The organism is Bacillus sp. PK5-006, from assembly GCF_054161415.1.
Map to the genome: position 1 here is coordinate 881,866 of NZ_CP096414.1, position 21,359 is coordinate 903,224.

20 protein-coding genes and 2 pseudogenes are annotated in these 21,359 nt (G+C 41.4%); 19 read left to right on the plus strand and 3 right to left on the minus strand.

Annotated features, from left to right (window positions below; genetic code table 11):
* Positions 1–173: 173 nt before the first annotated feature.
* Entirely contained in the window at positions 174–566 is a 393-nt protein-coding gene (gene yugI / locus M1D84_RS04400) for a S1 domain-containing post-transcriptional regulator GSP13 (protein ID WP_008345795.1), read from the plus strand.
* Between the two features lie 239 nt (positions 567–805).
* Here the strand turns inward: yugI and M1D84_RS04405 are convergent, their stop codons facing one another.
* Positions 806–1,042 carry a DUF378 domain-containing protein gene (locus M1D84_RS04405; RefSeq protein WP_003212952.1) on the minus strand — a complete coding sequence of 79 codons (237 nt, stop codon included), beginning with the start codon at positions 1,040–1,042 and terminating at the stop codon, positions 806–808.
* Positions 1,043–1,186: 144 nt separating this feature from the next.
* Here M1D84_RS04405 and M1D84_RS04410 point away from each other — a divergent pair, with 144 nt between their 5' ends.
* The 5 genes from M1D84_RS04410 to M1D84_RS04430 all read left to right on the plus strand — a co-directional run bounded on the left by M1D84_RS04410 (position 1,187) and on the right by M1D84_RS04430 (position 5,888).
* A complete protein-coding gene (locus M1D84_RS04410) occupies positions 1,187–2,350 on the plus strand; it encodes an iron-containing alcohol dehydrogenase (protein WP_024423295.1) in 1,164 nt (387 codons plus the stop codon).
* Positions 2,351–2,471: 121 nt separating this feature from the next.
* Positions 2,472–3,644 (plus strand): iron-containing alcohol dehydrogenase, encoded by a 1,173-nt coding sequence (locus tag M1D84_RS04415; protein ID WP_024423294.1) that lies wholly within the window; start codon positions 2,472–2,474, stop codon positions 3,642–3,644.
* Between the two features lie 126 nt (positions 3,645–3,770).
* Positions 3,771–5,126 carry a glucose-6-phosphate isomerase gene (locus M1D84_RS04420; protein WP_024425924.1) on the plus strand — a complete coding sequence of 452 codons (1,356 nt, stop codon included), beginning with the start codon at positions 3,771–3,773 and terminating at the stop codon, positions 5,124–5,126.
* 111 nt (positions 5,127–5,237) lie between these two features.
* On the plus strand, positions 5,238–5,456 hold the full coding sequence (locus tag M1D84_RS04425; RefSeq protein ID WP_024423292.1) for a spore germination protein: 219 nt from the start codon (positions 5,238–5,240) through the stop codon (positions 5,454–5,456).
* Between the two features lie 30 nt (positions 5,457–5,486).
* On the plus strand, positions 5,487–5,888 hold the full coding sequence (locus M1D84_RS04430) for a YugN-like family protein (protein ID WP_024423291.1): 402 nt from the start codon (positions 5,487–5,489) through the stop codon (positions 5,886–5,888).
* Here M1D84_RS04430 and M1D84_RS04435 read toward each other — a convergent pair.
* A complete protein-coding gene (locus M1D84_RS04435; protein WP_206534358.1) occupies positions 5,885–6,871 on the minus strand; it encodes a potassium channel family protein in 987 nt (328 codons plus the stop codon). The genes M1D84_RS04430 and M1D84_RS04435 overlap by 4 nt on opposite strands.
* A 126-nt stretch (positions 6,872–6,997) precedes the next feature.
* Here M1D84_RS04435 and M1D84_RS04440 point away from each other — a divergent pair, with 126 nt between their 5' ends.
* The 6 genes from M1D84_RS04440 to M1D84_RS04465 all read left to right on the plus strand — a co-directional run bounded on the left by M1D84_RS04440 (position 6,998) and on the right by M1D84_RS04465 (position 11,151).
* The gene (locus M1D84_RS04440) at positions 6,998–7,222 is read left to right on the plus strand and encodes a hypothetical protein (protein ID WP_024423289.1); all 225 of its coding nucleotides are present in this window, start codon (positions 6,998–7,000) and stop codon (positions 7,220–7,222) included.
* An 80-nt stretch (positions 7,223–7,302) separates the two neighbouring features.
* Positions 7,303–7,977: a zinc metallopeptidase gene (locus M1D84_RS04445; protein WP_024423288.1), complete on the plus strand. Its 675-nt coding sequence runs from the start codon at positions 7,303–7,305 to the stop codon at positions 7,975–7,977.
* Positions 7,978–8,025: 48 nt separating this feature from the next.
* Positions 8,026–9,318, plus strand: coding sequence for a hemolysin family protein (locus M1D84_RS04450; RefSeq protein ID WP_024423287.1), 1,293 nt, complete (start codon positions 8,026–8,028; stop codon positions 9,316–9,318).
* Between the two features lie 113 nt (positions 9,319–9,431).
* Entirely contained in the window at positions 9,432–9,833 is a 402-nt protein-coding gene (locus M1D84_RS04455; RefSeq protein WP_103131543.1) for a secondary thiamine-phosphate synthase enzyme YjbQ, read from the plus strand.
* 16 nt (positions 9,834–9,849) lie between these two features.
* Positions 9,850–10,878, plus strand: coding sequence for an NAD(P)H-dependent flavin oxidoreductase (locus M1D84_RS04460; RefSeq protein ID WP_103131542.1), 1,029 nt, complete (start codon positions 9,850–9,852; stop codon positions 10,876–10,878).
* A gap of 24 nt (positions 10,879–10,902) precedes the next feature.
* Complete coding sequence (locus M1D84_RS04465; RefSeq protein ID WP_024423284.1) at positions 10,903–11,151, plus strand: hypothetical protein; 249 nt, start codon at positions 10,903–10,905, stop codon at positions 11,149–11,151.
* A gap of 21 nt (positions 11,152–11,172) precedes the next feature.
* Here M1D84_RS04465 and M1D84_RS04470 read toward each other — a convergent pair whose 3' ends face one another.
* The gene (locus M1D84_RS04470) at positions 11,173–11,913 is read right to left on the minus strand and encodes a protein-glutamine gamma-glutamyltransferase (protein ID WP_024423283.1); all 741 of its coding nucleotides are present in this window, start codon (positions 11,911–11,913) and stop codon (positions 11,173–11,175) included.
* A 339-nt stretch (positions 11,914–12,252) separates the two neighbouring features.
* Between M1D84_RS04470 and M1D84_RS04475 the strand changes: the two are divergent.
* The 7 genes and pseudogenes from M1D84_RS04475 to M1D84_RS04505 form a co-directional block, all read left to right on the plus strand.
* Positions 12,253–13,071, plus strand: a pseudogene (locus M1D84_RS04475) (cache domain-containing protein); the annotation flags it as partial.
* A 162-nt stretch (positions 13,072–13,233) separates the two neighbouring features.
* Complete coding sequence (locus M1D84_RS04480) at positions 13,234–14,061, plus strand: methyl-accepting chemotaxis protein (RefSeq protein ID WP_372713616.1); 828 nt, start codon at positions 13,234–13,236, stop codon at positions 14,059–14,061.
* 281 nt (positions 14,062–14,342) lie between these two features.
* A pseudogene (locus tag M1D84_RS04485) lies at positions 14,343–15,185 on the plus strand (HAMP domain-containing protein); the annotation flags it as partial.
* A gap of 42 nt (positions 15,186–15,227) precedes the next feature.
* Positions 15,228–16,178 carry a methyl-accepting chemotaxis protein gene (locus tag M1D84_RS04490; protein ID WP_375850675.1) on the plus strand — a complete coding sequence of 317 codons (951 nt, stop codon included), beginning with the start codon at positions 15,228–15,230 and terminating at the stop codon, positions 16,176–16,178.
* A 173-nt stretch (positions 16,179–16,351) separates the two neighbouring features.
* On the plus strand, positions 16,352–18,328 hold the full coding sequence (locus M1D84_RS04495) for a methyl-accepting chemotaxis protein (RefSeq protein ID WP_332284780.1): 1,977 nt from the start codon (positions 16,352–16,354) through the stop codon (positions 18,326–18,328).
* A 370-nt stretch (positions 18,329–18,698) separates the two neighbouring features.
* Positions 18,699–20,690 (plus strand): methyl-accepting chemotaxis protein TlpB, encoded by a 1,992-nt coding sequence (gene tlpB, locus M1D84_RS04500; protein ID WP_024423279.1) that lies wholly within the window; start codon positions 18,699–18,701, stop codon positions 20,688–20,690.
* A 90-nt stretch (positions 20,691–20,780) separates the two neighbouring features.
* Positions 20,781–21,305: a type 1 glutamine amidotransferase domain-containing protein gene (locus tag M1D84_RS04505; protein WP_024423278.1), complete on the plus strand. Its 525-nt coding sequence runs from the start codon at positions 20,781–20,783 to the stop codon at positions 21,303–21,305.
* Positions 21,306–21,359: the final 54 nt, after the last annotated feature.

Consider the following 21,359-nt stretch of genomic DNA (forward strand, 5'->3'; position numbering starts at 1 on the left):
CATGCCTCACAAATTAGGGGGGAATACTAGAAAGCATTCTTGTTTTCAGGTATTCCCCCTTTTGTTCTCATCTAAACCCATTTAAAAAATATTTTGCGTAACTGCCCGTTCTGTGATATAGTTTTTAATTGCGTATAAACGAATATTAAAACATTTATTTAGGAGTTGTTATCATGGCGACAAAGTTTGAAGTAGGCAGTGTTTACACTGGTAAAGTAACAGGATTACAAGCGTATGGTGCGTTTGTTGCATTAGATGAAGAAACTCAAGGACTTGTGCATATTTCTGAAGTAACACATGGCTTTGTAAAAGACATCAACGAGCACCTTTCAATTGGTGACGAAGTACAAGTAAAAGTTCTTTCTGTTGATGAAAATGCAGGTAAAATCAGCCTTTCTATCCGTGCGACACAAGAAGCACCTGAAAGAAAAGAAAGCAAACCAAAGAAACAAAGACCACAGCAAGTGAAAGAAGAAGCTGCTGCACCACAAGGTTTCAATACGCTTAAAGATAAACTTGAAGAGTGGATTGAGCAATCAAACCGTAAAGACCTTATCAAGAAATAATAAAAAAGCACCGCTTCAAACGGTGCCTTAGATTGTAGACAAAGGGCTAAAATGATCTTGATTTTAGCCCTTTGTCTTTTTTTTCAGCGTGATAGAAAACCTTTGAAGTCTAGGAATGGCGGGCACTGGAGCGAATTTAGAATTCGTGAGCACCAGCGCGCAGACCTGACAAAGAATGCGAGGGTTTGTCTACACGCTGAGGCTGCCTCATGTAGGCAGCCTTTTTTATGTCCTTTTATTTAACGAACTTCTGGGTTCGGCTCGTCACGGCGAACAGCTTCTTCGCTTGGTTTGAACAACAGACCAAGGTTGACAAGACCTGCAATTCCAACAAGACCATAAATAATACGTGATAATGCAGAACCTTGTCCGCCAAAGATCGCTGCTACTAAGTCAAATTGAAAAAAGCCGATTAGTCCCCAGTTAATAGCACCGATAATCGTGAGCACGAGGGCAATACGCTGAATAGCACTCATCGTGATTCCTCCTTTCGCTACAGCATCAATACATTTATATTTTGCAGATTTTTAGCCAAACTATGCGTAAGAAAATGGATGAAAGCAAATTACTTTACTTTTGGAATGAATGAGGCGCATAATGTAGCGCGAGGAGGAGATCACATGGATCGATTTACTTATTGGAACCCAACGAAATTAATTTTTGGAAAGGGAGAAGTATCAGCCCTTTCAGATGAACTCAAACACTACGGAAAAAACGTATTACTTGTATATGGTGGAGGCAGTATTAAACGAAACGGCCTTTATGACCAAGTTGTCAGCATCCTAAAAGAATCAGGAGCTGCAATCACTGAACTTGCTGGTGTAGAGCCTAACCCGCGCTTAACAACAGTAAGAAAAGGGGTAGAGCTTTGCAAAGAGAACAACATTGATTTTATTTTGGCAGTTGGCGGCGGCAGTGTCATTGATGCCACAAAAGCAATCGCAGCTGGTGCGAAGTACGATGGAGATGCTTGGGATATCGTGACACGCAAACACGTCCCAATGGAAGCTATTCCGTTCGGTACAGTGTTAACACTTGCGGCAACAGGCTCTGAAATGAACTCAGGATCAGTTATCACAAACTGGGAAACAAATGAGAAGTATGGCTGGGGAAGTCCAGCAGTTTTCCCGAAATTCTCTATTCTTGATCCAGTTAACACATTCACTGTGCCTAAAAACCATACGATTTATGGCATGGTTGACATGATGTCACATGTGTTCGAACAATATTTCCATCACACAGAAAATACACCTTATCAAGATCGTATGTGTGAAGGACTTCTTCGCACTGTCATTGAAACGGCACCGAAGTTGATCAACGATCTAGAGAACTACGAGCTGCGTGAAACGATTTTATTCACTGGCACAATTGCACTTAATGGCATGCTTTCAATGGGGGCACGTGGTGACTGGGCATCTCATAACATTGAGCATGCAGTATCTGCTGTCTATGATATTCCTCATGCAGGCGGTCTTGCGATCTTGTTCCCGAACTGGATGAAACATGTGATTCAAGAAAACCCAGGCCGTTTTAAACAATTAGCGGTGCGTGTATTCGATGTAGATCCTGCGGGCAAAACAGACGAAGAAGTTGGCTTAGAAGGAATCGACAAGCTGTCAGCTTTCTGGACAAGTCTTGGTGCACCAAGCCGTTTGGCGGATTATGACATCAACGATGAGAAAATTGATTTAATTGCAGACCGTGCAATGGCACGCGGTGAATTTGGTCAATTTAAAAAGCTGAACAAAGAAGATGTTTTAGCCATTTTGAACGCTTCTTTATAATTGAACAACAAAGGGATAGCTGCTTGCGGGCAGTTATCTTTTTTTGAGTTCATCGTGTACATATGTTACAGTAGTCTTTCATGTTTTTGGATATATTCGTTGTAAGGAGATGTTTCAACAGATGGAGAATTTTATTTACTATAATCCAACAAAATTGATGTTTGGAAAAGGACAGTTAGAAGGACTCAAAAGCGAACTCGCTCGTTATGGAAAACGAGTGTTACTTGTATATGGTGGCGGCAGCATTAAGAAAAATGGTCTTTATGACAAAGTCATCAGTGCGTTAAAAGAAGCAGATGCTGAAGTATTTGAGCTGTCTGGCGTTGAACCAAACCCGCGCCTCACAACAGTGAAAAAGGGAATTGATATCTGCCAAAAGGAGAACATTGATTTCTTATTAGCCGTTGGCGGCGGCAGTGTGATCGACTGTACAAAAGCGATAGCAGCCGGAGCAGAGTATGACGGTGATGTGTGGGATATTATTTCAAAGAAAACAACCGCTCAAAAAGCGCTGCCGTTTGGCACAGTGCTGACACTTGCAGCAACTGGTTCAGAAATGAACCCGGATTCAGTCATCACAAACTGGGAAACGAATGAAAAATATGTGTGGGGCAGCTCTGTCACTCACCCTGCTTTTTCAATTCTAGACCCTGAGCATACGTATTCTGTGCCAGAAAACCAGACGGTGTATGGTATGGTCGATATGATGAGCCACGTTTTTGAGCAATACTTCCATAATGTGAAAAACACGCCTTTACAGGACCGGATGTGTTTTGCTGTTCTTCAAACGGTCATCGAGACAGCACCAAAACTGCTGGAAGACTTACAAAACTATGAGCATCGTGAAACGATTCTCTATGCAGGAACGATTGCTTTAAATGGCACGCTGCAAATGGGTTACTTTGGCGACTGGGCGTCCCATACGATTGAGCATGCTGTATCGGCTGTCTATGACATTCCGCATGCAGGTGGGCTTGCTATTCTCTTCCCAAACTGGATGCGCCACACGCTCGATCATAATGTGGAACGCTTTAAAAACCTTATGCTGAACATGTTTGACATCGAAACAGAAGGAAAATCAGATCGTGACATCGCATTAGAAGGAATCGACAAACTGTCAGCTTTCTGGACTAGCCTTGGTGCACCAAGCCGTTTAGCTGATTATGACATTGGTGAGGATCAGCTGGACAAAATTGCCGACATTGCAGCAAAAGAAATGGAATACGGTGGTTTTGGAAACTTTATGAAACTTAACCGTGATGATATTCTAGCGATTTTGAAAGCTTCTTTATAATCCAGATTGCCGCTTTTCATCCAGAGAAGCGGCTTTTTGCTATGCCAGTGACGATCACTTGATTTCAATAGCTAGTTCCGCTAAAGTGAAAGGGACAGAACTAACGTAATGGAGGGCTTACAAGCGATGACACATATTCAATTTGACTACTCGAAAGCGTTACCTTTCTTTCAAGAACATGAGCTTACATATTTAAAAGATTTTGTGAAGGTAGCCCATCATAATATTCATGAACAAACGGGTGCAGGCAGTGACTATTTAGGCTGGGTGGACTTGCCGAAGCAATATGACCGCGAAGAGTTTGCCCGCATTAAAAAAAGTGCAGACAAAATTAAGTCTGACTCTGACGTCCTGCTCGTCGTGGGAATCGGCGGGTCATATCTAGGTGCACGTGCGGCGATTGAATTTTTGAACCATTCTTTCTATAACACTTTGCCAAAAGGCAAGCGCAAGACACCGCAAATCATTTTTATTGGAAACAACATCAGTTCTTCTTATTTAACAGATGTGATGGATCTATTGGAAGATGCAGATTTCTCCATTAATGTGATTTCAAAATCTGGTACAACAACAGAGCCAGCCATTGCGTTCCGCATCTTTAAAAAGCTCCTCATTGAAAAATACGGTGCTGAAGAAGCGAAAAAACGTATTTATGCGACAACTGACAAGGCACGCGGTGCATTAAAAACATTAGCAACTGAAGAAGGCTACGAATCATTTATCATCCCTGATGATGTTGGTGGACGCTATTCTGTATTAACAGCAGTCGGTCTTTTGCCAATCGCTGTGAGCGGTGCAGACATTGATCAGATGATGGAAGGTGCGGCAAAAGCAAGCGAAGACTTCGCTTCATCTGAGCTTTCTGAAAATGCGGCTTATCAATATGCTGTCGTCCGCAATGTCCTTTACAATAAAGGCAGAACGATTGAAATGCTGATTAACTATGAGCCAGGCCTGCAATATTTCGCAGAATGGTGGAAGCAATTATTTGGTGAAAGTGAAGGGAAAGATGAAAAAGGAATCTATCCTTCATCTGCTAACTTCTCAACAGATCTTCATTCACTTGGCCAATATGTTCAAGAAGGAAGAAGAGACTTGTTTGAAACAATCGTCAATGTAGAGAAGCCTCGACATGAGCTTGTAATTGAAGCAGAAGAACAAGACCTTGATGGCTTGAACTATCTAGCAGGAAAAACGGTTGATTTCGTCAATAAAAAAGCATTTGAAGGAACGATGCTTGCCCATACAGATGGAAAAGTACCGAACCTTATCGTGACAATTCCTGAGATGGATGCTTATACATTCGGATACCTCGTGTACTTCTTTGAGAAAGCATGTGCGATGTCTGGATATTTACTAGGCGTCAATCCATTTGATCAGCCTGGAGTAGAAGCTTATAAAGTGAATATGTTTGCTTTACTAGGAAAACCAGGCTTCGAAGAGAAAAAAGCAGAGCTTGAAAGCCGTTTAAAACAATCATAAGAACAAAAAGCACACCTTCCCATAAAGGTGTGCCTTTTTTGTTTTCTTCAGATTCCTGTGCAAGCTTTCCTATGTTCTGTACATAGAATAATGAATGGAGGAGGGTGAAAAATGAGGACGAACCATATTTATATTCATGATATTTCTGGTCAGGCGATCGTGAACTTTGGCAATGTCGGACGCATTTGTTCTAAGAGTGCTACGAAGGAAACAGCAGGTTCCGGCAGTGATAACGAGACGAATCAATCAACCAATCAAAGCTTATTTGATGCCGCGTTTACAAACAATGTACAAATCACGAGAGGCAAATGTATGAATTCCTCTCTTTAACGAACCCTAATACAAAAAGGAGGGTTTCGTATGATTCATGTACCATCCAGGCTGCCTGGTGAAAGCTTTTCACTTTACCATTTAGAAGAAACGATGAAGCCGCTCGGTTATGTCATTAATGGGAACTGGGATTATGATCACGGGTATTTTGATTATAAAATTGATAACCGTGATGGCTATACCTTTCTCAGAGTTCCTTTTACAGCCGAGAAAGGCCAGCTCGATCAGCCTGGTGTTGTGGTGAAAATGGGACATCCATTTCTCTTAAAGCATGTATATCAAGACAAGTTAGATGATCATGCGATGGTTGGAAATGTGGGCGCATCCTTTAACCAATTCCAAGAACCAAAAGAGAAAGATGGGGATGTATCAAAGGCTTATGCTGAGATTGGCTTTTCGCTCGTCAAGGAATTAGAAGACGCACTGCTTTAAAGGCTGATCAGTTCATCCTCTGGATGAAGCTCATAGCCAAAGGGAGGATTCATCATGGGTCCTTCTTTTTTTTGTACGCCGACGATGATCACATGATGCTCTAAAAAATGATGGAGCGCTGTTAAAAAGGTTTCTCCAGCCAATGAAGCCGGTACAGGTATGATGGTAACGTTTTTATGCAAGGTCATTTGTCGTTTTTTTGTTAATGCCGTGAGTTGTTCCTTTATTAGAAAATGTTCAACCATTAAATGATTGACAGCATCAGAGGTATGAATGACTTGGTTGGCACCAGCACGCTCGGCATTTTTCACGTAACGATCTGTTAAAATTTCAATTAAACAATATAGCGAAGGATTTAATCCTTTTGCTGCAAGCAAGGTTAAAACACTCTGCATATCGGCTGTCACTTCATTTTCATGCTGATCTGCGGTAATCATGAGTGCATCTGCACTGGTAATGTTGGCTTTGCGCAGTGTGACGTCTTCGGTCCCGTGTCCTTTAATAAAATGAACATTCTCTAAAAGAGGCCCCTCTTTCAAGGAATCATCAATCAGCACAATCGGCATAGCTGGATCAATCGTTTGAAATGACTGAAGCAGTTTGTTCGTTTTCTCATTCCAGCCGACGATAATGAGATGTCCTTTTCCCTTAAAGGCTACCTTGCCCTCCACATAATGGTGCTGCTTACTGAACACAGCGGCGGCAAGTGTGGCAAAATAAGCGGTGACAAAGCTGGCTCCGATAAAAATGAGCGCCATACCTGCCACCTGCCCTGGCGTGGTTTGCGGCACAAAATCTCCGTAACCAACCGTAGAGACTGTAATAAGCGCCCACCAGATCCCATCAAAGATCGTATGATACTGCTTCGGTTCAAGTAAAACGATTAATTGTCCAAAAAAGAGAAGCAAGAAACAGATGATGATGGCAATTCGAAGATAAAGCGGCCACCTTAGCCAAGCAATAAAGATACGGTTTGATTTCATCGGACTCTTCCTTTCAGGAGACTGCTAATGTCAGTATGCCCGATTGGGAACACATTTTTTCATCTTTGTCATGTATTGAAATAGAACCCATATCTTAAAATAAGGGAGAAGAAGGAGGGAATTCGAATGTCGTTTGTTCAAAAGACCGTACTTCTTTTTATTGGTGTGCACTTTTTATCATCAGCTGTCATCTTACTCGTGTTTGATTTAAATGCTGTGAATCATTTTATGAATGATTTTTCATGGCTGCACTTTTTTCAAGACCTTTATGGTACGGGAACCTTTTATACAGCTTGCTTAGGTGTGTTCTTCTTTTTCATTGGTGCGGTTATCCCCCTGAAAAAGACCTAGTGCTTTTTGCTGTACATGGTACATAAAAGTCATTAAAATTGTAAATAAATATATAAAATAAAAGGAAGCTGATGAGCATGCTGTTTTTTTATTTTTTAACATTTGCCGCATTGGGATTATCATTTTGGGCACAATTTAAAGTGAAGAATAATTTTGAAAAGTATTCAAAGGTTGAAGCATCCAGTATGAAAACAGGTGCTGAAACCGCTCGATATATTTTAGATCGCAACGGGTTATACGACGTGCCTGTTGAACCGGTAAGAGGAACTTTGACTGATCATTACGACCCGACGCAGCGTGTGGTTCGTTTATCTGAACCTGTGTACTACGGCCATTCCATTTCGGCCATTTCAGTCGCATCACACGAGGTTGGACATGCCTTGCAGCATCAGGAATCCTATGGTGCGCTTGTTTTGAGACATAAGATCTTTCCTGTCGTGAACTTTGCATCTGGTGTTGCTCCGCTTCTTTTCCTTGGTGGAATTTTGCTCAGCAGCCTTAACTTAATCGGGCTTGGGATTATTTTGTTCTCAGCAGCTGTATTCTTTCAGCTTGTGACATTGCCTGTCGAGTTTAATGCAAGTTCTCGTGCAAAAGATATCATTGTTTCAGAAGGAATCATTAGAAGCAGTGAAGAAAGAGGCGTGAACAAGGTGTTAAATGCTGCAGCTCTGACGTACGTAGCAGCGGCCCTTGTCTCCCTGTTTGAATTGCTCCGTTTTGTAATGATCTTCCTAAATGGCCGTAATGATTAATTGATGCCAGAGGAGGTGAGCCCTTACCAGTGTTAGGTAAGGGTTTTTTTGTATATTTTAAACGTATTTTTAGTCATATTACTCATTGCTGCGACAGCATTTTTTGTTGTCACTGAATTTGCGATTGTGAAAATTAGAGGCTCTAAAATCAACCAGCTGATCGAAAGCGGTGATAAGAGAGCCATCCATGTTCAAAAGCTGATATCAAATCTCGACGAATATTTATCCGCCTGCCAACTTGGCATTACCATCACGGCCTTAGGCCTAGGGTGGCTTGGTGAACCGACGGTGGAGCATTTTCTGCATCCGCTGTTTGAAAAAATCGGGCTTCATTCTGCATTGACTGACATCCTTTCGTTTATCATCGCATTTGTGATCATTACGTTTTTACATGTCGTGGTGGGAGAACTCGCGCCTAAAACAATTGCCATTCAAAAGGCAGAGGCCGTCAGCCTTGTGACAGCAAAACCACTCATCTTTTTCTATAAAGTCATGTACCCGTTTATTAAAGCATTAAATGGGGCTGCACGAAGCATCGTGAAATTATTTGGTTATCATTCTGTCAAAGAACATGAAGTGGCGATCAGTGAGGAAGAATTGCGACTCATTTTATCTGAAAGCTATGAGAAGGGTGAGATTAACCAATCTGAGTACAAATATGTGAATAAAATCTTTGAATTTGATAACCGAGTGGCGAGAGAGATCATGATCCCGCGTACAGAAATTTCAGCCATAGAGATTGAACAGACCTTAGAAGACGTGACCCATTATATGCTGAACGAAAGGTACACACGCTACCCTGTTATTAAAGAAGACAAAGATCATGTGATTGGTGTTATCAATAGCAAAGATGTATTTAAGGCCAGCTTCCTAAATCAAGATGTATCGATTGAAGACTTAATGCGTCCGGTGATCCGAGTGATTGAAAGCACCCCTGTTCAAGAATTGCTCATTTTGATGCAAAAGGAACGAATCCATATGTCAGTGCTTGTAGACGAATACGGAGGTACAGCGGGACTTGTCACAGTAGAGGACATATTAGAGGAAATTGTCGGAGAGATTCGAGATGAATATGATCAGGATGAAACACCTCATATCGTTAAAAAAGGTGATTTTCATTATGTGATGGATGGGAAAGCATTGATTGATGAAGTAAATGATTTATTGGATTTAGCCATTGAGAATGATGATGTTGATACAATTGCAGGCTGGATGATGACACATAAATTTGATTTTGACATTGGAGATACGATTGAAGCAGAAGGCTGTGAATTTACGATCATTGATGCTGAAGACCACCATATTCGAACCATTGAAGTCAAAAAGGTTCACTTTTCTTAAAAACCTCGCATTGCTTGACGAGGTTTTTTTGCTTGGTAAACTTTAGATAAGAAGATTTGTTTCACATAAAAAGGGTATGGTTTTTATAGAAACGTCAAAAAGGAGCAGCTCATATGAAAAAAATCAATGTACAAACAGACAGACGCGATGACATGCTCGACGTCACACACGAGGTTCTCCAATATGTCAGGGAAACAGGCATACAAAACGGAACTGTCATCGTCTATTGTCCACATACGACAGCTGGGATCACCATTAATGAAAATGCGGATCCAGATGTGAAACGGGATATGCTTCGCCGGCTGGATGAAGTCTTTCCGTGGAAACATCCAAAGGATCGCCATATGGAAGGAAATACGGCAGCGCATATGAAAGCGAGTTATATGGGGGCGTCTCAGCATGTTCTCATTCATGATGGGGATCTTGTGCTTGGCACGTGGCAGGGAATCTATTTCTGTGAGTTTGACGGGCCGAGGCATCGTCATTTTTATGTACAAGTGATGTCAAACGAGTAAGAGATGGGGGAAATAAATGGGGGATATCAAAAAGTTGCAAATCGAACATGGAATCATCCAAGCGCCAATGGCAGGAGGAGCTGTGACACCGCAGCTGGCAGCCGCTGTTTCAAATTACGGAGGGCTTGGCAGCCTGGCAAGTGGATATGTGCAGCCTGACGATTTGAGACAGCAGATTAGACAGGTCAAACAGCTGACATCTCGCCTGTTTCAGGTCAATGTGTTTGTACCAGAGCCAATTCCTGATGTGAAAAAAGAGGATGTGGCATTTTGGGAGAGGAAACTGCCTGTATGGCCCGAAGCTCATAGGATGCCAAGCGAAGAAGAATTGTGGGATGATTTTGAACAGAAAATCAACATTCTTCTGGAAGAAGACGTTCCGATTGTTTCCTTTACATTTGCCTGTCCTAAAGAACAAACGATTCACCGCCTAAAACAAAAGGGAATCTTTTTAATCGGAACGGCCACAACAAAAGAGGAAGCACTGTTTTTAGAGGAAAAAGGAATGGATGCCATTGTTCTGCAAGGAAGTGAAGCAGGAGGGCACCGCGGCACATTTTTACGTGCAAAAGGAGACGCTCTTCTGGGACTCATCAGCCTGATCTCTGATGTCAAACCGCTCTGCCGTGTGCCTTTGATTGCCGCAGGAGGCATCACGGACCGATCAGGTGTCAAAGCAGCGCTGGCGCTTGGAGCGGATGCGGTCCAAATCGGTACACGGTTTTTAGCCAGCAAGGAAAGTGCTGCGGCAGAAGTATATAAGAAGGCTATTTTACAGGCAGAAGGCAGTGAAACAAGGGTGACCAGACTTTTTTCTGGGAAAAGAGCGAGAGGTATTGTGAATCAGTGGATGGAGGATGAAAGCCTGCATGAAGATCGGGTTCTTCCTTATCCAGTTCAGCATGTATGCACAACACCGATGCGAAAAGCAGCTGCTGCCGGCGGTAACCCTGATCAAATGGCTCTGTGGGCAGGACAGGGGGTTGGACGTATTCACTCGATTTTAAGCGTTGAAGACATCATGCACGAACTGACGCAGACATAAAATCATGATGGGTGGTGTGACAGGATGGACATCTTAAAACATTCCTACCGAAAAAAAGGCCAGATTGAATTTTGGTTTGATGATTTCCCTCATTCTCCTGCTGTCCTTACGCCCATTCGTCATTACTATTTTGTTCGCTACGTGAAATGGAGCCGGCACGACTCGCCGGTTACAAGAAAAGATTTAGAAGAAATGGAGGTCCTTGCGAACACGATGCTTGGCACACTCCAAAATTATCGTAAACGCAAGGCATACAAAAGCCCCTTGTCATAACCAAGAGACAAGAGGCTTTTTTTAGCTGCCAAACATTTGCCTGAGATAAATGACATCCATCCGGGTAGTCTGCGGTAATAAATAAGCGGATTGAACCGCACCTGGCCGTCTTCTCTTATTTAGTTTGTCGATAATTTCTGCCGCTGTTAAAATTCCAAGCCCATGACCGTAATATTGATCTTCTCCTAAGTAAATCACATTTTCTCCGCGCCATTGCGACTGCTGATAGCTAAACTCTGGATTTTCGAAATATAGACAATCCCCATAGATAAAATCATTCCCGCGCTCTGTATAAATCGACAAAGTATCATAGTGCCAGTCATACAATGTTAAACTGCGAAGTCTTCGATTAAACTTCTCCTCTCCTACTGTTTGCAAGACCCCCATATAAAACACAATGACAATTGCGGTTGCACATTCAAATGCATATTTTGAACCATTTTCAAAAATGTCTTTAATGCCTCTAGATGGCTCCACTTGATAGCGCAGCTCTAGTGCTCCTGCTTCCGATACTCGCCAAAACGCATCATTTGCACGCGATCTTTGAAAGATGGCAAATGAGGCACCGCTTTTATTCAAATCTCTTGCAGCATTCATAATGTTTGATCTTAAAGTGACCTCAAATAGCAAATCAGATGCTTGCCTATAGCGGAACGTATCATTCGAGGCCTGTAACTGCATCAAAATGCTCCGCTTTTGTCCCTCTAGCTGAAACGATGCCAGCTGTTCATTTGTCACTGGCTGTCCTGAAAGGATAATCATATGAAAAGCGCCCCCTTTTGTATTAGCGTATGCAGGGTGCTTGGGCAAGGAATCAATTTGTGAAAATAAACAAAATAGCATCCTTTTTATTTGAAAAACATGAAAATACTATGAAGATGTCCGATATAAAACATATCGTTTAAAAGGAGGAAAAACATGAAAAGTGCAATAAAATGGTTGAAAAAACCATCGATTTCCAAAAGACTGATTATTTCATTCACACTTGTTCTTGTCTTGCCAATCATTACACTTAGTACGATTTCATATCAGATTGCCAAAGAAGAATTAGATCATGAAATCATGTACGGAGCAAAAGCAAGAGTCAATGATATGAATGACATGATCGAGCAAAAGCTTTTGAATAAAGAAAACGCGGTGAAACTTTTTACTCAAACAACTACTGCTGCAGACTTTAAAAAGAAAAACCAGGACGAACTGTATGAGCATTTTGAAATATACAGCAAAATCAACGAAGATGATGTAGTTGGATTTTATGCAGCAAGTAAAAATCGTGATTTCATTCAGTTTCCTAAAGTAGACATGCCAAAAGGCTATGACCCAACAACACGCGATTGGTATCAGCAAGCGATGCAGGATGAAAAAGGTGAGCCAGTTGTCACCAATCCATACATTTCTGCTACAACAAACGGCATGGTGGTTACGATTGCCCAGCGACTGAAGGACGGGTCGGGAGCGATCGGAATCGACATTGATGTGCAAGACATTGTTGATAAAATCAAAGAAATTAAAATTGGACGAGAAGGATATCCAATTATTGCAAATAAAAGCAAACAAATTGTAGCCCATCCAGAAGAAAAATCAGGATCTGAGGTCACAGGAAATATTTCATCAATCCTTTATAGCGGCAAAGAAGGAACATCAACTTATGAGAATAAAGGAGAACAAAAACGGATCGTTTTTGTCACAAATGATTTAACAGGTTGGAAAATTGCTGGAACGATGTTTGTATCAGAAACAGAAGAAGCAGCACAGCCAGTTTGGAATTCTGCCATTATTCTTTTAATTACTTCATTTATCCTTGGCGGTGTCGCTATCTTCTTCATCGTTCGCTCGATCACCATTGGACTGAGAAGGCTTGTTGATTTCTCAGAAAAGGTGAGTGAAGGGGATTTAACAGAAACCCTTGAAACCAAATCGAAGGATGAAATAGGAGATCTCACAAGAAGCTTCAGCAAGATGAGTGAATCTCTTCGTGACGTCATTCGCGCTGTACAGCAATCTGTCGACAACGTGGCTTCGGCTTCAGAGGAGCTGACGGCAAGTGCCAGCCAAACGAGTCAAGCAACAGAGCATATCACGATGTCAATTGAACAATTTTCAAATGGAAATGAAGCACAAAACGAGAAAGTCGAATCCAGTACGAATCAGCTTGTGGCAATGAACGAAGGATTACAAGATATGTCACAAACCTCATCTGAAGTGGCTGCTGTCTCACTTCAATCAACAGAGGCGGCTGGTCAAGGCGGACGCATTGTTGAAAGCACAGCGAACCAAATGAAACATATTGATACATCTGTACAAGAAGCAGAACAGGTCATGAAAGAATTAGAATACAAGTCTAAAGATATTACGAGTATTTTAAATGTCATTAACGGCATCGCGGATCAAACAAACTTACTTGCGCTTAATGCAGCAATTGAAGCAGCAAGAGCAGGTGAATCAGGACGCGGCTTCTCCGTCGTTGCAGAAGAAGTGAGAAAACTAGCTGTCCAATCCGCAGATTCAGCGAAAGAAATTGAGAAGCTTATCCAAGAAATTGTGTTAGAAATTGCTAAATCTCAAGATATGTTCAAAGCAGTCAATCGAGAAGTAAATGCAGGACTTGGTATGACAGAAGAAGCAAAAGAAAGCTTCCAGCACATTTATGAGGCGGCAGAAGGAATGTCGAAAAAACTGTCGCAATTAAACGATACAGCTATTGACCTATCGAGCGGTTCAAAGCTTGTTTCACAAGCGATGCAGGAGATGCGCCAAGTCTCAAGAGAAAGCGCAGCAAACATTCAGGACATTGCGGCTTCTGCAGAAGAGCAGCTAGCATCTATGGAAGAAATCACATCTTCTTCTGTGACACTTGCCAACATGGCGGAGGAACTAAAAGAGCTCACAAGTCAATTTAAAATTAATTAAATAATGATGAAAAAGTATCCAGAATTGTCTGGGTATTTTTTTTATTTTTAAACCTCATTTCCAGTCTCTAAAAATACACCTTTCATCCGATATTAACTTTAGAGAAGTAAAGGGGGAAAGTTAAAATGGGAAAAATGATCCAATGGTTCAAAAAACCATCCATTTCAAAAAAATTAATCATTGCCTTCTTGGTAGTTCTTATCCTGCCGACTGTGGCACTGACAATTAGTGCGTTTTTTACATCAAAGACAGAACTAGACAAACAGATTATGCGCAGTGCGATGAGTCAGGTCAATGCATTTGATACCTTAATCAATGAGAATATTGGCAACAAATCAGATGCTGTGACACTGTTCTCAGATTCACTCAAAGCGTCTAATCTTCAAGAAAAAAATAGAAATGCGACCATTAAAGAATTACAGCAATTTGGTAAAATTAATGAAAAGGATGTTTCTGCGATCTATGCAGGCTCTGAAAAGGGATTATTTATGCAATACCCAGTTCAAAAGATGCCAGATGGCTACGATCCAAGAGAACGTCCATGGTATCAAGAGGCATTGAAAGCAGAAAACGGCAAACAAGTCATCACAAAACCATATGTAGCAGCATCTACAGGCAAAATGGTTATCACAATTGCCCAAAAAACGAAAGATGGTTCTGGTGTCATTGGTCTTGATATGGAAATTGACAGCCTGCTCCAAAAACTAAAAGAAATCAAAATTGGGCAAAAAGGCTATGCTTTCATGATGGAGAAAGATAAAACGGTTTTAGCAGATCCAACCCAAAAGTCAGGAAGTCAGGTCAATGAAAATCTGGCCAGTATTATTTATAAAAACAAAGAAGGAAGCGGCAGCTATACCCTCAAAGGAACAGATAAAAAGGTTGCATATGTCACCAATGAATTAACCGGCTGGAAAATTGGTGGAACGATGCTCGTATCTGAAGTAGAAGAAGCGGCAAAGCCCGTTTTCAATACTGCCATTATCGTATTCAGTGTCACACTCATTGTAGCAGGAACCCTCATTTTCTTTATCGTCCGCTCTATTTCAAAAAGGTTATCCAATCTTGCCCGCTTCTCGAAAAAAGTCAGCGAAGGTGATTTACGCGATAAGCTTCAGATTCAGTCAGATGACGAAATTGGACAAGTTGGTAAAGGCTTTAATACGATGATTGATTCATTGCGATCCCTCATTGGAGCTGTTCAAACTTCAGTCGAGAATGTCGCATCTTCATCAGAAGAACTGACTGCCAGCGCAGGACAAACAAGTAAAGCAACAGAGCATATTACACTAGCCATTGAACAATTCTCCAGCGGAAATGAAAGCCAAAATGATAAAGTGGAATTGAGCTCAGAAGAGTTAGAGGAAATGAACCGAGGCCTTCAGAATATGAATGAATCGGCTGAATCTATTACGGCTTCATCGATCAAATCAACAGATATCGCAGGGGAAGGCGGGCAGCTTGTTGAAAAAACCGCTTCTCAAATGAATGTCATTGATCAGTCCGTGAAAAAAGCAGAGAATGTCATCAGTGCACTTGAAAGTAAATCGAAAGACATTACCCAAATTCTCGGTGTCATCAATGGAATTGCCGATCAAACGAATTTACTTGCGCTAAATGCAGCAATCGAAGCAGCAAGAGCTGGTGAATCTGGCAGAGGCTTCTCCGTTGTAGCAGAAGAAGTAAGAAAACTGGCGGTTCAATCTGCCAACTCAGCAAAAGAAATTGAGAATTTGATCAAAGAAATCGTGCAAGACATCGATGTATCACAGGAAGTATTCACTGCGGTGAATCGAGAAGTTCAATCAGGCTTAAGCTTCACTGAACAAACGAAAGTAAGCTTCCACAATATTTTCGACATGACAAAAGAAATTTCTAACCAGCTCCAAGCAATGAATCAAACCGTTGTCCAGCTTTCAAAAGGCTCTGCACATGTGTCAGAGGCTGTTCGTGAGATTGCAGACGTATCACGTGAAAGCTCGGCAAATATTCAAGACATTGCGGCTTCAGCAGAAGAACAGCTGGCATCAATGGAAGAGATCAGCTCGTCCTCTGCCACTCTCTCTTCGATGGCAGAAGAATTACGCGATTTAATTAGTAAATTTAAAGTTGAATAGACATGAAGAAAAGAGCCTCCAGCTAGAGGCTCTTTTTTATTGGATAAACCAAAAGAAGTGGGTAATTATACTTATTTTTTGTTTTTCTTGAACATTATTCCTTGAAAAATAATTCATATTACCTAAGAATAGAAGAGGAAGACCACAAATCATAAATCAAAAGGAGTAGAGTCATGAAAAAAATCAACTTTTTTAAGCACTTTACGATGTCGAAGAAATTAATTACTGCATTCTTAGCGATTCTCCTAGTGCCAATTCTCGTATTGGCCGCATTTTCTTATGAAGTGGCATCAAAGTCTCTCAATGATGAGATTATGTCTAGTGCTGCAAATGGTGTTCAACAATTAGACGAACTCATTAATAAAGATATACAGCCTAAAATTGACATTGTTTCATATTTATCCAGATCGGTCAAAAAGGAAGAATTGACTGCTAAAAACAAAGATTTACTCAAAGTGAAATTAGAGCAATTATCGGAAACAGATGACGATGTAGTAGAAGTATTTGTTGCAGATCAAAATGGTAAACTAACTGAATATTCCGAGATTCACAAAGGTAATGCAAAGAGCGTAAAAAATGAACCATGGTTTCAGCAATCGATGGGAGAGAAGAAACTCATCATTTCAGATCCTTTCACCGACAAGTCATCAGATGACCTGCTCATCACAATATCAGAACAGTTAGCAGATGGATCTGGTGTGATTGGGGTGAATGTACGATTAAATACGGTTGTAAAAGATACAAACAGCATCAAAATTGGCCAAGAAGGCTATGCGTTTATCGCCACATCAGATCAGCGTTATGTGGCCCATAAAACCGAAAAGGCTGGGACAAAGCTGACTGGTGACTTCATCTCAAAACTATATGATAAAAAAGAAGGCAGCTTTGAATATGAATACAATGGCCAGCCGAAGCAAATGTTTTTTGACACAAATGAAGCAACCGGCTGGAAGCTAGCTGGAACGATGTATGTGAATGAAGTAAAAGAAGCCGCACAGCCAGTGCTCGACTTAACAATGATCATCCTTGCGGCTGCAATTGCCATTGGTGGAATCGCGATTTATTTTATTATTAAATCGATTCGTAAGCCACTGATAGAGCTCTCAGAATCGGCTGAGAAAATCAGTCAAGGTGATTTGACCCAGCATATTGAAGTTCGTACACACGATGAAATCGGTAAACTTGCGCAAAGCTTTAACGACATGTCAGCTAAGCTGAAACAAGTCATTCAAGCTGTCCAAAATTCCATTGAGAATGTGGCTGCCTCGTCTGAAGAGTTAACGGCAAGTGCAGGACAGACAGCTCAAGCGACTGAGCATATCACATCATCTATTGAACAGTTCTCAAACAGCACTGAACATCAAAATGATATGATCGAAAAAAGCTCAGTCCAGTTAAACGAAATGGATCGGAGCTTATCGCATATGGTCGACACAACCTCTCATATGATGGAATCGTCGATCGAATCGAGCAAAACCGCTCAGGCTGGAGGAGAACTCGTTCAAAAAACAGCAGGTCAAATGCAAACGATTGAGCAGGCAGTAAAAGAAGCAGAGCTTGTCATTGCAGGCTTGGAGCAGAAATCAAAGGATATTACAAACATTCTTGGGGTCATCAACGGTATTGCGGATCAAACGAATCTCCTTGCTTTAAACGCTGCGATCGAAGCCGCACGAGCAGGTGAAGCAGGCAGAGGCTTCTCTGTTGTCGCAGAAGAAGTTCGCAAATTGGCAGAGCAGTCAGGAAGCTCTTCAAAAGAAATTGAAAGCCTGACGAACGAAATTGTGGAGGAAATAGAAAAATCGCAGAAAATGTTTAAACAAGTAGCAGGTGAAGTACAATCTGGATTAAACATTACAGATGAAACGAAAGTGAGTTTTGAGAAAATCACTGATAAAACATCAGAAATGACAGAACAAATGAAACAAATGAACGGATCAGCCAAAGAGTTATCGCATGGCTCAAATGATATTTCTCATGCGGTGAATCAAATCAAAGAGCTCTCAAGAGAAAGCTCAGCAGGCTTCCAAGATATCGCAGCATCAGCAGAAGAACAGCTTGCATCTATGGAAGAGATCAGTTCATCATCTGCCACTTTATCTCAGATGGCAGAAGAACTAAGGGAGCTCATTAAACAATTTAAAATGTAAGAGAGTAGCGAAACACCTGACGCCAAAACGTCAGGTGTTTCAGCGTGTAGACAAACCCTCGCATTCGGTGTCAGGTCTGCGCTCCGGTGCTCACGAATGTCAAATTCGCTCCGCTCCTGTGCTCGTCCTTCCTAGGACTGCAAAGGTTTTCTATCACACTGAAAAGAAGACAAAGGGCTAAAATCAAGAACATTTTAGCCCTTTGTCAACAATCTTAAACACCTGACGCCAAAACGTCAGGTGTTTTTCCATTCGATGCATATAAATTGGGTAATTTGGACTTATTTAGACTTTAATAAGTTAAAAAAGTAAAGAACCTAGTAGTACTTCCGATATATATACTATCTTACTAAAAGGAGTTTTCTTTTTTATGAAATTCATACAGTATTTCAGAAAGCCATCTATTTCAAAAAAGCTCGTATTCTCTTTCTTATTTATTCTTTTATGCCCAATCATCGTATTGGCATTCTCTTCATACCATACGGCAAGCACTTCCTTAAATGATCAAATTATGCAAAGTGCTAAGGAAAACGTAGAGCAGCTAGATAAAAATATAACGAAGGTTGTAAAAGTGAAAACAGACGCAGCCGATTTCTTTAGCAAATGGATCACGGAGAAAAAGCTCAAGCAAAAAGGAACGACCGATATTCAAGGACGCTTTGAGCAGTTCATGAGTATGAATGATGACACAGAAGGCATTTTTGTCGCTTCAAGTGACGGTAAAGTGTTTTCAAGATATCCTAATCAAAAAATGCCTGCCGATTATGTCGCAACTGAGCGGGATTGGTATAAAGACGGCTGGGCGAAAAACGGTGAGCTGTCTGTTTCAGCACCATATCCAACGGCATCAACTGGTACGCTTGTAATCACAATCTCTAAAAAACTAGAGGATGGATCAGGCGTTATTGCGATGAACCTAGACATTGCGAATCTAGTAAAAGAATCAAATAGTATTAATATTGGAAAACAAGGCTATGCCTTTATTTCAAGTCCAGATCGCAAATATGTGGCACATCCAAAGAAAAAAGCTGGAACAACATTATCTGGTGGTGAATGGTTAGAAAAGCTGTATTCACAAGATCAAGGATCTACGAGTTATATGTTTGAAGGAAAAGAAAAGCAAATGGAGTTCACCACAAACAAGGCGACTGGCTGGAAGATTGTCGGGACGATGTTTGTCAGTGAAGTAGAAGAAGCAGCACAGCCAGTCTTTAACATGGCCGCTATTATTTTAACAGGCGCGCTTATCATTGGCGGGATTCTAATCTTCTTTATCATCCGTTCCATTACAAAACCACTTTCCACTCTTGTCTCTTCTTCGAAGAAGATCAGTCAGGGAGATTTGACAGAAAAAATTGATGTTCGCTCAAAAGATGAAATTGGACAGCTTGGCACAAGCTTTAATGAAATGAGTGAGTCCCTAAGAGATGTCATTCAAGCTGTACAAACATCTGTTGAGAATGTCGCTTCATCATCTGAAGAACTGACGGCGAGCGCAGGTCAAACAACAAAAGCAACCGAACATATTACATCATCTATTGAAACATTTTCAAACGGCAACGAAAATCAAAGCGAAATGGTGGAGCAAAGCGCGGCTCATTTAAAACAAATGAATGAGGGTCTGAACGAAGTTGCCGAAACGTCTGATGTCATCACAGCGTCATCTATTCAATCAAAAACAGTTGCGGAAACAGGCGGACAGCTTGTGGAGCAAACTGTTGGCCAAATGAAGACGATTGACCATTCAGTGAAAGAAGCTGAAGGCGTGATCAACGGGCTAGAGCATAAATCAAAAGATATCACAAACATCTTAGGCGTGATTAACGGTATTGCGGATCAAACGAATTTACTTGCACTAAATGCCGCCATTGAAGCAGCACGCGCAGGCGAGTCAGGCAGAGGATTCTCTGTTGTTGCTGAAGAAGTGCGTAAACTAGCGGTTCAATCATCGGATTCAGCAAAAGAGATTGAAAAGCTTGTAAATGAAATCGTCACTGAAATTGAAACATCTCAAAATATGTTCAAAGCAGTGAATGAAGAAGTGAAGAATGGTCTTACAATTACAGATCAAACGAAAGAAAGCTTCTCACAAATAAATGAACAAACAGCGGAAATCGCAGCAAGAATTAACGAAATGAATACAACGGTGCGCGAGCTGTCGAAAGGGTCTGAGCAAATTTCTAAAGCAGTGAATGAAATTGCAGATGTATCAAGAGAGAGTTCAGCAAGTATCCAAGATATCGCAGCATCTGCTGAAGAGCAGCTTGCTTCTATGGAAGAGATTAGTTCTTCATCCACAACTCTTTCCCAAATGGCGGAAGAATTACGTGATTTAATTAAAAAATTCAAGATTAGTGAATAAGGTTAAGTGGTTCTCCTCAAGGGGAACCGCTTTTCTTTTTAACAGGACATCTCGTACAATAGAGGAAATCGAAAGAAGAGGAGAGATAGTATGCGTTTATCAGATAAGAAGGTCATTGCGTTTGTCAGCGATGATTTTGAAGATTTAGAGCTGTGGTATCCGGTTCTGCGATTAAGAGAAGAGGGAGCAACTGTCCATCTTGTAGGTGAAAAAGCAAATCATGAGTACATTGGGAAGTATGGTGTGCCGGCGGTATCCGATGCAGATTTTTATTCCATTCAAGCTGATGATTATGATGCTGTGCTTGTCCCTGGTGGATGGGCGCCTGATAAACTGCGCCGTTATCCAGAAGTATTAGACATCGTTCGTACATTTGATGCGAAGGCAAAACCAATCGGTCAGATTTGTCATGCTGGCTGGGTGCTGATATCAGCAGGAATCCTGAAAGGCAGACAAGTGACAAGTACACCTGGTATTAAAGATGATATGACAAATGCTGGTGCGGACTGGTTCGATGAGGCAGTCGTCACAGATGGCCACCTCATCTCCAGCAGACGCCCGCCTGACCTTCCGCCGTATGTGAAAGCATTTGCGGATGTGTTAGCGGCAAAATAAATGACCGACACGAAACGTAAAAAACAAAGGGCGAACAAATCAATCATTCGCCCT